The sequence below is a fragment of the Chromobacterium sp. Ag138 genome (assembly GCF_055181315.1).
Genome location: NZ_JBUPWA010000001.1, coordinates 1631915 through 1645385, shown reverse-complemented (window position 1 = coordinate 1645385; position 13471 = coordinate 1631915). Strand labels below are relative to the sequence as shown.

14 protein-coding genes are annotated in these 13471 nt (G+C 64.4%); 8 read left to right on the top strand and 6 right to left on the bottom strand.

What is annotated here, in order from left to right:
- Positions 1 to 96 precede the first annotated feature (96 nt).
- From ACY3GB_RS07330 to gpmI, 3 genes are all read right to left on the bottom strand, one after another.
- Positions 97 to 1512, bottom strand: a complete 1416-nt coding sequence (locus ACY3GB_RS07330; RefSeq protein WP_463088177.1) for a S41 family peptidase — start codon at positions 1510 to 1512, stop codon at positions 97 to 99.
- 43 nt (positions 1513 to 1555) lie between these two features.
- Entirely contained in the window at positions 1556 to 2896 is a 1341-nt protein-coding gene (locus ACY3GB_RS07325; RefSeq protein WP_463088176.1) for a murein hydrolase activator EnvC family protein, read from the bottom strand.
- 72 nt (positions 2897 to 2968) lie between these two features.
- Entirely contained in the window at positions 2969 to 4492 is a 1524-nt protein-coding gene (gene gpmI / locus ACY3GB_RS07320; RefSeq protein WP_463088175.1) for a 2,3-bisphosphoglycerate-independent phosphoglycerate mutase, read from the bottom strand.
- Positions 4493 to 4600: 108 nt separating this feature from the next.
- On the opposite strand from gpmI, the gene ACY3GB_RS07315 reads away from it, so the two are divergent.
- Positions 4601 to 4897 (top strand): ArsR/SmtB family transcription factor, encoded by a 297-nt coding sequence (locus ACY3GB_RS07315; RefSeq protein WP_021475094.1) that lies wholly within the window; start codon positions 4601 to 4603, stop codon positions 4895 to 4897.
- Between the two features lie 65 nt (positions 4898 to 4962).
- Here ACY3GB_RS07315 and ACY3GB_RS07310 read toward each other — a convergent pair whose 3' ends face one another.
- Positions 4963 to 5421, bottom strand: coding sequence for a DUF4442 domain-containing protein (locus ACY3GB_RS07310; protein WP_463088174.1), 459 nt, complete (start codon positions 5419 to 5421; stop codon positions 4963 to 4965).
- A gap of 277 nt (positions 5422 to 5698) precedes the next feature.
- Between ACY3GB_RS07310 and ACY3GB_RS07305 the strand changes: the two genes are divergently transcribed.
- From ACY3GB_RS07305 to trhA, 7 genes are all read left to right on the top strand, one after another.
- Entirely contained in the window at positions 5699 to 6313 is a 615-nt protein-coding gene (locus ACY3GB_RS07305; protein WP_463088173.1) for a MotA/TolQ/ExbB proton channel family protein, read from the top strand.
- Between the two features lie 2 nt (positions 6314 to 6315).
- A complete protein-coding gene (locus ACY3GB_RS07300) occupies positions 6316 to 6732 on the top strand; it encodes an ExbD/TolR family protein (RefSeq protein WP_021475097.1) in 417 nt (138 codons plus the stop codon).
- Between the two features lie 13 nt (positions 6733 to 6745).
- The gene (gene lpxK / locus ACY3GB_RS07295) at positions 6746 to 7765 is read left to right on the top strand and encodes a tetraacyldisaccharide 4'-kinase (RefSeq protein ID WP_463088172.1); all 1020 of its coding nucleotides are present in this window, start codon (positions 6746 to 6748) and stop codon (positions 7763 to 7765) included.
- Complete coding sequence (locus tag ACY3GB_RS07290; protein WP_046155690.1) at positions 7755 to 7937, top strand: Trm112 family protein; 183 nt, start codon at positions 7755 to 7757, stop codon at positions 7935 to 7937. Before lpxK ends, ACY3GB_RS07290 begins: the two co-directional genes overlap by 11 nt.
- Complete coding sequence (gene kdsB / locus ACY3GB_RS07285; protein WP_463088171.1) at positions 7934 to 8689, top strand: 3-deoxy-manno-octulosonate cytidylyltransferase; 756 nt, start codon at positions 7934 to 7936, stop codon at positions 8687 to 8689. Before ACY3GB_RS07290 ends, kdsB begins: the two co-directional genes overlap by 4 nt.
- A gap of 58 nt (positions 8690 to 8747) precedes the next feature.
- On the top strand, positions 8748 to 9404 hold the full coding sequence (gene adk / locus ACY3GB_RS07280; protein WP_463088170.1) for an adenylate kinase: 657 nt from the start codon (positions 8748 to 8750) through the stop codon (positions 9402 to 9404).
- Positions 9405 to 9567: 163 nt separating this feature from the next.
- On the top strand, positions 9568 to 10185 hold the full coding sequence (gene trhA, locus ACY3GB_RS07275; protein ID WP_463088169.1) for a PAQR family membrane homeostasis protein TrhA: 618 nt from the start codon (positions 9568 to 9570) through the stop codon (positions 10183 to 10185).
- A gap of 61 nt (positions 10186 to 10246) precedes the next feature.
- Here the strand turns inward: trhA and ACY3GB_RS07270 are convergent, their stop codons facing one another.
- Together ACY3GB_RS07270 and ACY3GB_RS07265 are read right to left on the bottom strand one after the other, a co-directional pair.
- Positions 10247 to 11839, bottom strand: coding sequence for a DUF3369 domain-containing protein (locus ACY3GB_RS07270; protein ID WP_463088168.1), 1593 nt, complete (start codon positions 11837 to 11839; stop codon positions 10247 to 10249).
- Positions 11836 to 13347: a sensor histidine kinase gene (locus ACY3GB_RS07265; RefSeq protein WP_346561807.1), complete on the bottom strand. Its 1512-nt coding sequence runs from the start codon at positions 13345 to 13347 to the stop codon at positions 11836 to 11838. Before ACY3GB_RS07265 ends, ACY3GB_RS07270 begins: the two co-directional genes overlap by 4 nt.
- Positions 13348 to 13471: the final 124 nt, after the last annotated feature.

The following is a 13471-nucleotide window of genomic DNA, read 5'->3' as shown; positions in this document are numbered from 1 at the left end:
GGATTGCCGCGGCATTGTGTTTCGGAAAGTAAGCGCGGCGGCATGAAAAATGCCGCCCGGCGGGACCGGGCGGCATCGTGTCGGGAACCGGAAGGGTCAGTTCTCGTTTTTCTGCAGGATCTGTTGCACCTTGAGCACGTTCAGCGCTTGCGACAGCTGGTAGTCGTTCTTCGGATTCGGCATCCGCTGTCCGCCCTGGGCGTCCGGCGCGGCCGGCTCCTTGTCCTTGCTCTCCGGCGCGGGGGCTGGCGGCGGCACCGGCTTGGCGGCGGGTTTGGCCGTCTTGGCCGGCTTGTCGTCGCCGTTGGGATTGGCCAGATGGTTTTCCAGATCCGCCTCGCGCACGCGCAGCGCCTGGTCGGCGGCGGTCAGCGTCGCGTCCTCGGCCACCACGTCCGGGGTGATGCCCTTGGCCTGGATCGAGCGGCCGTTAGGGGTGAAGTAGCGGGCGGTGGTCAGCTTGATGCCGCCCTGGCTGCCCAGCGGCAGGATGGACTGCACCGAGCCCTTGCCGAAAGTCTGCGTGCCGACCAGCACCGCGCGCTTGTGGTCCTGCAGCGCGCCTGCGACGATTTCCGACGCCGAGGCGGAGCCGCCGTTGACCAGCACGGCCAGCGGCACGCTGCGCACCGCCACCGGCAGCTTGGCCAGCGGGTCGCTGCCGTTCTGGCGGGCGTAGTTCTGCAAGGTGGCGGTCAGGCGCATCTTGGCGTCCGGCGTGCGCCCCTCGGTGTAGACCACCAGCTTGTCCTTGGGCAGGAAGGCGGCGGCGACGCCGACGGCGCCGTTCAGCAGGCCGCCCGGGTCGTCGCGCAGGTCGAGCACCAGCCCCTTCAGCGGCTGCTTGTTTTCCTGATACAGCTTCTGCAGGCTGGCGGCCAGGTCTTCCGCGGTATGTTCCTGGAACTGGGCGATGCGCACGTAGCCGTAGCCCGATTCCAGCATCTTGTACTTGACGCTCTTGGTCTTGATCACCGCGCGCGCCAGCGTGAACACCAGCGGCTTGGCTTCGTTCTTGCGGGCGATGGTCAGCGTGACCTTGCTGCCCGGCTTGCCGCGCATCTTCTTCACCGCGTCGTTCAGCGACAGGCCGCGCACCGGCGTGTCGTCGATCTTGATGATCAGGTCGCCGCTCTTGATGCCGGCCTTCTGCGCGGGCGTGTCCTCTATCGGGGACACCACCTTGACTAGGCCGTCTTCGGCGCCGATTTCGATGCCCAGGCCGCCGAATTCGCCCTGCGTGCCTTCGCGCAGCTCCTTGAATTCCTCGGCGTCCATGTAGTCGGAATGCGGATCCAGGCCGGTCAGCATGCCCTTGATGGCTTCGTCGATCAGCTTCTTGTCCGTCACCGGCTCGACGTAGCTTTGCTTGATCACGCTGAACACCTCGGCGAAGGTGCGCAGTTCGTTCAGCGGCAGCGGCGAGGCTTCCTTGTCGGCCAGGGCCTGCATGCTGAGGGTCAGTACGCCACCGGCCATGGCGCCTGCCACCAACCATGCGATTTTCTTCATTTTTTGGCTGCTCATGCTTTGCTGATTCTCCGTGTCCGGCACCTTAGCGTGTCCAGGCTTGCGGGTTGAGGGTGCGGCCCAGGTGCCGGATTTCAAAGTACAGTCCGGATTCCCCGTTGTCCAGCGATCCAGTGTTGCCGAGTGTTTCCCCGGCCTTGACGCTGCCGCCGGACGATTTGGCGATGGCGGACAGATTGGTGTACACCGTCATGTAATTGCCGCCATGGTCTATGATCACCGCCTTGCCGAATCCGCGCAACTCGTCGGCATAGACGACGGTGCCGTCGGCGACGCTGCGCACCGGCTGGCCGGCGGCGGCGCGGATGAACACGCCCTTCCAGGTGGTGCCTTCCTTGCGCGGCTTGCCGTAGGCGCCGCCGATCTGGCCGGCCACCGGCATCTTCATCTTGCCCTGCAGGCTGGCGAAGGCGCGGCCGGAGGCGCTGTCGTCGGCGACCTCGTCCACCTTCTGCGCCGGCTCTTCCTTGACGATCACCGGCTTCTTCGCCTCTTCCGGCACCGGCTTGCCCTGTTTCTTGGCTTGCTCGGCCAGCTTGCGGCGGCGCTCGTTTTCCTTGCGCGCGGCTTCGCGGGCGGCGGCCAGCTTGGCCTTGCGCGCCTCGGCGGCCTTGCGCGCGGCTTCCGCCTTGCGGCGCTGGATTTCGCGGTTGATCTGAGCGATCACGTTGGCCAGGTGCTTCTCATCCTCCTGCAGCTGGGTCAGCTTGCTCTGGCCTTGCTTGATCTCGCCGGCCACCTTGTTCAGCTGCTGTACCTGCTGGGTCTTGTCCTTTTCCAGATCGCTTTTTTCCTGCGACTTGCGATCGGACAGATTGTTCAGCCGCGCCAGCTCCTGTTCCAGTTGCGCGGACAGCGTTTCCAGCTGCTTTTGCTGGGCGAGCAGTTGCTGGACCAGTTGCTGCTCGGCGCGGGCGATGTGCTGGTAGTAGGTGAGGTCGCGTGCGCTCTGGTTCGGATCGTCGGCGTTCAGCATCAGCTTCATCGCGTCATGCCGGCCGTTCTTGTACTGGCGCACCAGCATCTGGCTGACGCGCTGGCGGGTGCCGGCCAGCTTGGCGCGGGTTTGCTCGATCTTGCCGCGCAGCTCGGCCAGTTGCTGTTCCGACCGGCTCTGGCGCTGTTCCAGCGTGGCCAGCGCCTGCTTGGTCTGGGAGATCGCCTGCTCAGACTCCTGGATCGCCGACTGGGCCTCTTTCTGGACGGTCTGTTTCTGTGCCAGGTCCTTCCTCAGGCTGTCGATTTCCTTGCGCACGTTTTTCAGGTCCTGCTGGTGCGGCGCGACCGACAGGCTGGTGGAGGAGGCATTGGTGTTGGCCGCTTGGGCGGCGCCGGCCAGCAAGGCCAGCAGCAGGTAAGGTTTCATGCCCTTGATGTTCTTTCGCTTGAGGCAATAACGGCGGCCATGCCGGAGCATGGCCGCCGCTCCGAGAGGCGATTATTGGAAGTCGATCAGCGATTGACCGGTCATCTCCGCCGGTTGTTCCAGCCCCATCATATTGAGCAGCGACGGCGAGATGTCGCGCAGCGAGCCGCCGGCGCGAATCTTGGCCGGGCGGCCGATATACAGGAAAGGCACCTGGTTGGTGGTGTGCTGGGTGTGCGGCTGGTGGTGCTCGCCGTCGTACATCTGCTCGCAGTTGCCGTGGTCGGCGGTGATCAGCACCTCGCCGCCGGCGGCCAGCATCGCGTCCACGCAGCGCTCGATGCAGCCGTCCAGCGCCTCCACCGCCTTGACCGCGGCATCGAACACGCCGCTGTGGCCGACCATGTCGCCGTTGGCGTAATTGCAGAATATGGCCTGGTACTGGCCGGACTGGATCGCCGCGACGATCTTGTCGGTGACTTCGCCGGCGCTCATTTCCGGCTGCAGGTCATAGGTGGCCACCTTGGGCGACGGCACCAGGATGCGGTCCTCGCCCGGATAGACCTGCTCCTCGCCGCCGTTGAAGAAGTAGGTGACGTGCGGGTATTTCTCGGTTTCGGCGATCCGCAGCTGTTTCAGGCCCTGCGACGACAGGTATTCGCCCATGCCGTTGTGGATCTTCTGCGGCGCGTAGGCGGTCGGCAGCGCCGAGTAAGCCTCGCCGTAGGAAGTCAGGGTGGCGTAGCAGCCGAACTTGGGCTGACGCGCCTTGAAGCCGTCGAAGGCCGGGTCGGTCAGCGCGGTGGTCAGCTGCCGGGCGCGGTCGGCGCGGAAGTTCATGAAGATCAGCGCGTCGCCGTCCTGCATTTTCACCGGCGCGCCGATGGCGGTGGCTTTGACGAACTCGTCGTTCTCGTCGCGGGCGTAGGCGGCGGCCAGCGCCTCCAGGCCGGTTTCGGCGTGGAACAGGCCTTCGCCGTCCACCAGCAGGCGATAGGCGGGCTCGACGCGCTCCCAGCGCTTGTCGCGGTCCATCGCCCAGTAGCGGCCGGTGACGGAGGCCAGGCGCGCGTTCGGGCACTCGGCCAGCACGGCGTCCAGCCGTTCCAGATAGGTTTTCGCGCTGCGCGGCGGCGTGTCGCGGCCGTCGAGGAAGGCGTGGACATAGATCTTGGGCACGCCGGCGGCCTGGGCGGCGCGGATCAGCGCGTGGATGTGGTTCTCGTGGCTGTGAACGCCGCCATCGGACAGCAGGCCCAGGATATGCAGGGCCGAGCCTTGAGCTTTGCTCATGGCTTGCTGCAGCGTGTCATTGTCGGCGAAGCGGCCATCCTCGATGTCGCAGTCGATGCGGCTGATGTCCTGCTGGACGATGCGGCCGGCGCCGATGTTCAGGTGGCCGACCTCGGAGTTGCCGAACTGGCCGGAAGGCAGGCCGACGAAGTTTTCCGAGGCGTTTATTGTTCCGTATGCGTACTGTTCGCGTAAGCGGTTCCATACCGGCATTCTGGCGTGCAGGATGGCATTGTCATCGCCTTCCGTGCGGTGGCCGAAACCGTCGAGGATCAATAACAACACTGGCTTGATGGATTTCATGGCATTCGCATTCAGAATATTAGAAAACCTTGATAGTATCTGGTTTTGTGGATACTATTGTACCGCAGTCAAATCAAAAAAATGTCAGGCTACATTAGGAGAAAAGCTTTGCTGTTCAACGACGACCAGATCGAACAGACATCGCGGGCGATGAAGGCCATGTCGCATCCGCTGCGTCTGAAGATCATATCGGTGCTGGAAGACAGGGAGGTGAGCGTGCAAGACATCGTCGAGCAGGTCGGCACTTCCCAGAGCAATATTTCCCAGCACTTGGCCATTATGCGGGACAAGGGCGTTTTGCGCACGCGCAAGGACGCCAACCGGGTCTACTACCGGGTGGGCGACATTCGCACGCTGGACGTGCTCAGGATGATGCGCGAAGTGTTCTGTGGTTTCGGGGAGTAAGCGCTTTCCGGAGCCCATGTAGAAAAAGCCGCTCGATGCGGCTTTTTCTACATGGGCTCCGCCCGTCAGCGACGGTCCGGCTTCTTGCGCACGTACAGCGTCTTGTGTACCAAGGCCACCAGCTCGTCGTCGGCGTCGCGGATTTCCACGGTCATCTCTGGCAGATGCTTTTCGCCGCCGGCGGTGCGCTCGCGGATGTCGGCCAGCTGTTGGTCGGAGAGATCGAACCGCGCGCGCACCGTGCCGCGGCCCGGCTTCAGATAGTCTATGCTGCCGGTCTTGTCCCATACGTAGTAGTCGCCGCCCAGCTGGCGCAGCAGCATCAGCATGTAGAACGGGTCCGTCATCGCGTACAGGCTGCCGCCGAAGTGGGTGCCGACGTAGTTGCGGTTGCCCAGGCCCAGCTTGAGCCTGACTTCGGCCTGGCGGAAGTCGGGAGACAGCTTGTGCACGCGGATGCCGGCGCCGAGGAAGGGCGGCCACAGATTGAACAGCAGCTTGATCAGCCAAATGGGCAGGTTCATTTTATTCAAACGGTCGTTTGGATATTTCCATCGTCGGCAATGTCTTGATCGATGTCAATGCCGGGGCGGGGATATCCGTCCAATCGCTTGTCGATTTATCCACAGTAATCGCGGAATAACCTTGTGGATAAGTTGCGCGGCAAGCCGGTGGCAACGGCTTTTGACAGTGCTTGCCCAAAAAAGTGGCAGGCGGCGTGAAATTTATTCCCGCGAGGTTGCCTGAACCCGGCTGTAGGGAATAAAGTCTGGCGTTTGTACTGATGACGGAGAATGCTTCGTGTGGGCTATCGTTGAAGCGGCCGGCTGGCCGATCTGGACCATCATCGCCGCGTCGGTGGTGTCGCTGGCCATCATTCTGGAACGCCTGTACACGCTGCGGCGCGGCGCGGTGGTGCCGCAGGGGCTGTTGGCGCAGACCTTGCAGGAATACCGGCGCATAGGCGACAAGGATGAGTTGCTGCAGCGCCTGCAGGGCCATTCGCCGCTGGGCCGCCTGTTCGCCGCCGGCCTGCGCAATGTGCATGGCAGCCGCGAAGTGATGAAGGAGGCGATCGAGGACGAGGGGCGGCAGGTCGCCTATCTGCTGGAACGCCTGCTGACCACGCTGGGCACCATCGCCGCGATGGCGCCGCTGCTGGGCCTGCTGGGCACGGTGATCGGCATGATCGAAATCTTCGGTTCGCAGAACGCGAGCGGGGCGAATCCGCAGCAGCTGGCGCACGGTATTTCCGTCGCGCTGTACAACACCGCCTTCGGCCTGATCGTCGCGATTCCCAGCATGATGTTCTACCGCTACTTCCGCTCCAAGGTGGACGGCCTGTTGGTGGAGATGGAGGCGCAGGCGATCAAGCTGGTGGAAGTGGCGCACGGCGAGCGCAAGAACGGGAGCTGAGCATGGATTTTCGTCGCGGCAGAGCCCGGGAAGAGCCGGAGATCAATTTCATCCCGCTGATCGACGTGTTGCTGGTGATCCTGATCTTCCTGATGGTCACCACCACGTACTCGCATTTTTCCGAATTGAAGATCAACTTGCCGACCGCGCAGGGCGAGCAGCAACAGAGCAAGACCGTCGAGATCAAGGTGGCGGTGGCCGCCGACGGCGCGATGGCCGTCAACGACGCCAAGCTGCCCGGCGGCGACAAGGCCGCGCTGCTGGCCAGCTTGAAGGCCGCCGCGGCCGGCAAGCGCGACGTGGTGGTGGTGGTCAACGCCGACGCCAGGTCCACCCACCAGTCGGTGATCGCCGTGATGGAAGCGGCCCGCGAGGCCGGCCTGTCGCAACTGACGTTCGCCACCCAGAACCTGAAGTGAAGCCTGGAACGGCATGCGTTTGATAGAACAACATTGGTACCGGCCGCGAGGCTGGCTGACAGCCCTTCTGGCTCCGCTGGAAGGGCTTTTTGCCCTGCTGGCCGCCTTGCGGCGGCAAGCGTTCCGCCGCGGCTGGAAAACCAGCGAAAGGCTCGCGGTTCCGGTGGTGGTGATCGGCAACATCAACGTCGGCGGCGTCGGCAAGACGCCGTTGACGCTGGCCCTGCTGCGCGATTTCGCCGCGCGGGGCGTCAAGGCCGGGGTGATCAGCCGCGGCTATGGCGGCGCGGCGGCGACGCCGACCGAAGTGAGGCCGGACAGCGATCCGGCCCTGGTCGGCGACGAGCCATTGCTGCTGGCCGCCGCCGGCGCGCCGGTGGTGGTGGGGCGCGACCGCGTCGCGGCCGGCCGCCATCTGCTGGCGCTGCATCCGGACGTCGAGCTGATCCTCAGTGACGATGGCCTCCAGCATTACCGGCTGGCGCGCGATCTGGAGATCGCGGTGTTGGACGGCAGGCGCGGCCTCGGCAACGGCAGGCTGCTGCCCAACGGTCCGTTGCGCGAGCCGCCGTCGCGGCTGGAGACGGTGGACGCCGTGGTGGTCAACGGCGCGGGCGGGACGCTGGCCTTGCCGGCGGCGCTGCCGCGCTTCGCCATGTCGCTGCATCCAGGGCCCTGCCATGCGCTGGATGACGCGTCGCGCACGCGGGACGCGGCCGGTTTTGCCGGGCTGAAGGCGGCGGCGCTGGCCGGCATCGGCCATCCCGAGCGGTTTTTCGACACGCTGGCGGGGCAGGGCATCGCCGTTGATCGGCGGCTGTCCTTCCCTGACCACCACGCGTTCGCGCCCGGCGACATTCCAGCCGACGCCGACGCGGTGATCGTCACCAGCAAGGATGCGGTCAAGCTCGCGCGCGCGCTTCATGATGCGGCGCAGCGTGCTAGACTATGGGTTTTGCCGGTTCAGGCCACGCTGGCGCCTGATCTGTGTGAATGGATACTAGCCCGCTTGAAGACGAAACATGGACGCTAAATTTCTGGAAATCCTGGTGTGCCCGCTGTGCAAGGGTCCGCTGGTGTTCGACAAAAGCAAGGAAGAGCTGATCTGCAAGGGCGACCGCCTGGCGTTCCCGATCAAGGACGGCATTCCGATGATGCTGGAGAGCGAGGCGCGCGAGCTGCCGCCGGAAGAAGAAGTCAAATGAACGGTTTCGTCGTGGTGATTCCGGCGCGGATGGCGTCCAGCCGCCTGCCGGGCAAACCGCTGGCCGACATCGCAGGCAAGCCGATGGTGGCACGCGTGGCCGAGCAGGCGGCGAAGAGCCGCGCTTCCCGCGTCGTCGTCGCCACCGACCACGCCGACATCCTGGCCGCCTGCGCCGCCCACGGCGTCGAGGCGGTGCTGACGCGCGAAGACCACGCCAGCGGCACCGACCGCCTGGCCGAGGTGGCCGCCAAGCTGTCGCTGCCGGCCGACGCGCTGGTGATCAACGTGCAGGGCGACGAGCCGCTGATCCAGCCTGAGCTGATCGACCAGCTGGCCGAGCTGCTGGCCGCCGCCGACGCGCCGGTGGCGACGCTGGCGCACGCGCTGCACGACGCGGCCGACCATTTCAATCCCAATGTGGTGAAAGTGGCGCTCGACAAGAACGGCCGCGCGCTCTATTTCAGCCGCGCGCCCATTCCCTACGCCCGCGACGCCTACGCCGCCGACCGTTCGGCGCTGCCGGCCGGGCTGCCGGTCTACCGCCATATCGGCATGTACGGCTACCGCGCCGGCTTCCTCGCCGCCTACGCCGGACTGGAGCCGGCACCGCTGGAGCAATATGAGGCGCTGGAACAATTGCGCGTGCTCTGGCATGGTTACAGCATCGCGGTGGCATTGGCGGACGAGGCGCCGGCCGCCGGAGTGGACACGCCGGAAGACCTGGAGCGGGTGCGACGGCTGTTCGCTTGAGAGGGGCTGTAGGCGCTCCACAAAGAATTCATAAATCAAACAGACTGGAGTCACATAAATGCGATTGATCCTGTTGGGCGCTCCGGGCGCCGGCAAAGGCACCCAGGCCAACTACATCCGCGAGAAGTTCGGCATCCCGCAAATCTCCACCGGCGACATGCTGCGCGCCGCGGTCAAGGCCGGCACCCCGCTGGGTCTGGAAGCCAAGGCCATCATGGACGCCGGCGGCCTGGTCCGCGACGACATCATCATCGGCCTGGTCAAGGAACGCATCGCCCAGGACGACTGTGGCAACGGTTTCCTGTTCGATGGCTTCCCGCGCACCATTCCGCAGGCCGAGGCGATGATCGCCGCCGGCGTGGATATCGACTACGTGGTTGAGATCGACGTGCCGGACGCCGCCATCGTCGAGCGCATGGCCGGCCGCCGCGTGCACCTGGCCTCGGGCCGCACCTACCATATCGCCTTCAACCCGCCGAAAGTGGCCGGCAAGGACGATGTGACCGGCGAGGAGCTGGTTCAGCGCGACGACGACAAGGAAGAAACCGTCAAGAAGCGCCTGTCCGTCTACCACGAACAGACCGCCGTGCTGGTGGGCTTCTACGGCAAGCTGGCCGAAAGCGGCAGCGCCAAGGCGCCGAAGTACGTGAAGATCGACGGCACCCGCGCGGTGGAAACCGTGCGCGACGAGGTGCTGAAGGCGCTGGGCGCCTGATTCCGGTGGTTGTCGGGAAACAAGCGGGCCTCGGCCCGCTTTTTGTTTGAGCAAACCGCTGGTCTTGGACCGTCGGACGGGGGACAATGGAACCCTGCGGAGCGAATAAGACTCCAAATTTGTTTGAACGGCCGGCCGGATGCCGGCATCGAGGAAGAACAATATGTATCGCGGCGAACGCTTCAACGGCTATTCGCATCTTGCCGGCACCCTGCTGGCGATAGCCGGTCTGGTGGTGCTGGTGGTCGAGGCGGCCATGCAGCGCGATCCGTGGAAAATCGTCAGCTTCAGCCTCTACGGCGGGACGCTGGTCACGCTGTATCTGATCTCGACGCTGTACCACAGCCTCAGGGGGCGGGCGAAGGCCATTCTGCAAAAGTGCGACCATTCGGCGATCTACCTGCTGATCGCCGGCAGCTACACGCCGTTCGCGCTGGTGACGCTGCGCGGCGCCTGGGGCTGGACGCTGTTCGGCATCAGCTGGGGGTTGGCGCTGTTCGGCATCGTTCAGGAATTGACCCTGGGCCGGCGCACCCGGGTGCTGTCGATGATCCTGTACGTGGCGATGGGCTGGCTGGTGCTGATCGCCGTCAAGCCGCTGATCGAGGCGCTGGAGCCCGGCGGGCTGTTCTGGCTGGCGCTGGGCGGCCTGCTGTACAGCGCGGGCATCTACTGGTTTCTGAACGACGAGAAGATACGCCACGGCCACGGCATCTGGCACTTGTTCGTGCTGGGCGGCAGCGTTTGTCAGTATCTGTGCGTGTTGAACTACGTGGCCTGAGCCTATCGCTTGGCAACGAAAAACGGCAGCGCTTCGCTGCCGTTTTTCGTTGCGGACGGGCTCAGTCGCCGAACTGCACCGGCAGCCTGTCCTCGCTCACCAGCCGGCTCAGCGCCGTCACCACATGCGGATCGAACTGAGTGCCGGCGCGGCCGTTGATGTACTTCATCGTGTCTTCCATGCTCCACGGCTCCTTGTAGGGGCGCTTGTTGAGCAGCGCGTCGAACACGTCCACCACCGCGACGATGCGGGCGGACAGGGGAATGTCCTGTCCTTTCAGCTTGTTGGGGTAGCCGTTGCCGTCGAAGTGCTCGTGGTGGCCGCCGGCGATTTCCGAACCCAGCGACAGATAGCTGGCACCCTCCACTAATTGGGCGGATTTGGCCAGGATTTGCGCGCCTATCGTCGCGTGCTGCTCCATGATGGCGCGTTCTTCCGGATCCAGCTTGCCGGGTTTCAGCAGGATGTTGTCGGGCGTCGCCACCTTGCCGATGTCGTGCAGGATGCTGGCCATGCCCACCATGTCCATGAATTCCCGGGTCATCAGTTCAGGGTAGCGGTTGTCGCTGGCCATTTCCGCGGCGATGGCGTCGGTCAGCTTCTGCACCCGCAGCACGTGGTCGCCAGTGTCGGTGTCGCGGAATTCGGCCAGGTCGGCAAGCGCCACCACCGTGGCTTCCTGCGCGCTGCGCAGCTGGTTGTACAGGTAGAGGTTGTCGTAGGCGGCCGAGATGCGCTGGCAGAACACGTCCAGCAAGTCGCGCTCCACGGCGTCCAGCGGCCATTGCGGCATGAAGTGGACGGCGAATTCGCGGCGGTTGCGCGAGGAAATGTACAGCACGTCGTAGGGGTGCTGGTAAATGCTGCGCTTTTCCTTGAACACCTGCTGGAACACCGCTTCCAGGTGCGGCTCGTTGGACAGGTCGCCGGATTCGGCCAGATATTCGTAGGCGCCGGACACCGCCAGGATTTCCAGTTCCGGCCGGCCGACCATATTGTCGTTGCGCACGCACAGGATGCCGTCGGTGCCGATGTCCAGCAGCGCGCTGATCTGGCGCAGCACGCCGGACGCGAACTCCCGCAGCGAGTGCAGCTGGTACAGATCGGACGCGCTTTCCAGGATCTTGGCCAGGCCCTGGCGGTTCTTTTCCAGCGATACCAGGTTTTCGTAGGCGCGCAGCGAGGCGATGGTGGTGGTGAACAGCTTCTGCGTGGTGAGTTCGGTCTTGGTCTTGTAGTCGTTGATGTCGTAATTGAGGATGACCTCCTGCTCGGGGGCCTGCCCGGGCTGGCCTGTGCGCAGCACGATGCGCACCACGCCGTTGTCTAGCTCCTCGCGGATGCGGTGCACCAGCCTCAGGCCGGCGTCCTCGCTTTCCATCACCACGTCCAGCATGATCAGCGCGATGTCCGCATGCTGCTGCAGCATCTGGAAGGCCTCCGCGCCGCTGTAGGCGCTCAGCAGCTCCAGCGGGCGTTCCTTGTAGCTGATGCCGCGCAGCGCGATGCGGGTGGCGGTGTGCACGTCCTTTTCGTCATCGACGATCAGCACTTTCCAGGGCTTGCGCACTTCGGACGGACGGGGCGCTTCCTCGCCGTCATTGTCGTCCAGCAGCCAGTTGTCGTCGTCTGGAAGGGATGCTTGTTGGCTCATGCCACATTCTCCTTATGCTGGACGGTGGGGGCGATGCAGGGCATGTCCAGCGTGAATCGGGTGCCCTGTCCAACCTCGCTGTGAACCTCGATGTTGCCGCCCAGTCGCTGCCGCACGATGTTGTAGACGATGTTGAGGCCGAGGCCGCTGCCGCCGCTGCCGCGGCGGGTGGTGAAGAAGGGTTCGAATACCCGGCTCAGGTTTTCCTGCGTGATGCCCTTGCCGTTGTCGCTGATGGTCATGGAGACATGCTGGGCGGCGTTGCGGTGGGCTTCGATGAGGATGGTGCCGGCGGCTTCGCCACTCTCGTAGCCGTGTATCAGCGCGTTGACTACCAGATTGGTCAGCACCTGGGCCAGCGCGCCGGGATAGCTGTCCAGCAGGATGTCCTCTTCGCACTGGATGTCTATCGTGACCTTGGTGTGCTTGAAGCGGGGTTTCAGGCTGGTGATCACTTCGTTCAGGTAATCGTGCAGGTGGAAGCTGCGCCTGGCCTCGCTGGTCTGGTCCACCGCCACCTGCTTGAAGCTGTGGATCAGGTTGGCGGCGCGCTCGGAGTTGGCCAGGATCAGCTCGCAGCATTCCTGCGCGGTCTCGAGATAGCTCTGAAAGTCGCTTTTCTTGATGTTGCCGCTGTCGAGCTTGCCGGTGATGTGCGAGGTGGCGGTGCCGAGGTGGGAAGCGGCGGTCAGGGTGATGCCGACCGGAGTGTTGATCTCGTGGGCGACGCCGGCCACCAGGCTGCCCAGCGAGGCCATCTTTTCCGCTTCCACCAGCGTTTCCTGCGTCGCCATCAGCTGGCTGTAGGCCTGCTGCGCCTTTTCCTTTTCCTCGCGCGCGATCGCCTCGGCCGCGGTCCGTTTCACCAGGTCGGCGGCGGTGCGGGCGACGATGCGGTTGAAGCCGTTGACGATGCCGCCGATCTCGTCGTCGGCCAGGTGGGTGATCTGCGCGCCGCTGGCGTCCGGCGCGCGGATCGCGGTGTTCAGCGCCTGCTGCAGCTTGGCCAGCGGCTGGAAGATGAAGCGCTGCAGATTGAACGACATGATGAAGAAGATCAGGCCGTCCAGCAGCACGATCTGGGCGACGATGGTGATCAGGTGCTGGTCTTCGCGCGCGCGCAGCGCGTCGTGCGACAGGTAGACGGTGGCGGTGCCCAGGTGTTCCTTGCCCTGGTAGATGATGGGAATGCTGAGGGTGTCGTCGACCTTGGGCTGCTCGTTGGGCAGCATGTCCCGCAGATTGCCGTTGGCGTCGCGGGTGCGGCCGAGGTTGAGGCCGCTCTCGCCCTTGACGTTGATGGCGATCACCGAGGGCCAGCTCAGCTCGCTGTCCAGCGCCAGACGGACATTCTCGTCGTCGAGTTGCCAGATGCCGTGCGGAAGGGACAGGGACAGCCGAGACTGCACGGCGGCGCGCTGGGTCTGGAAGTCATTCTGGTCGATATTGTAGTCATGGATGTAGAAATACAGTCCGGTCGTCCCCAGAATGGTGGTGATCCATGCCATCAGCCATAACATTAACCTTGTCTTGATGCTTTTCATAGTGCCTGTTTACCCGTGCCCTCAGAATGAATCGTAGGCAGAGGGCGAGGGAATTGCCATGCCGGATCGAGAACGGCTCCTTGCCCGC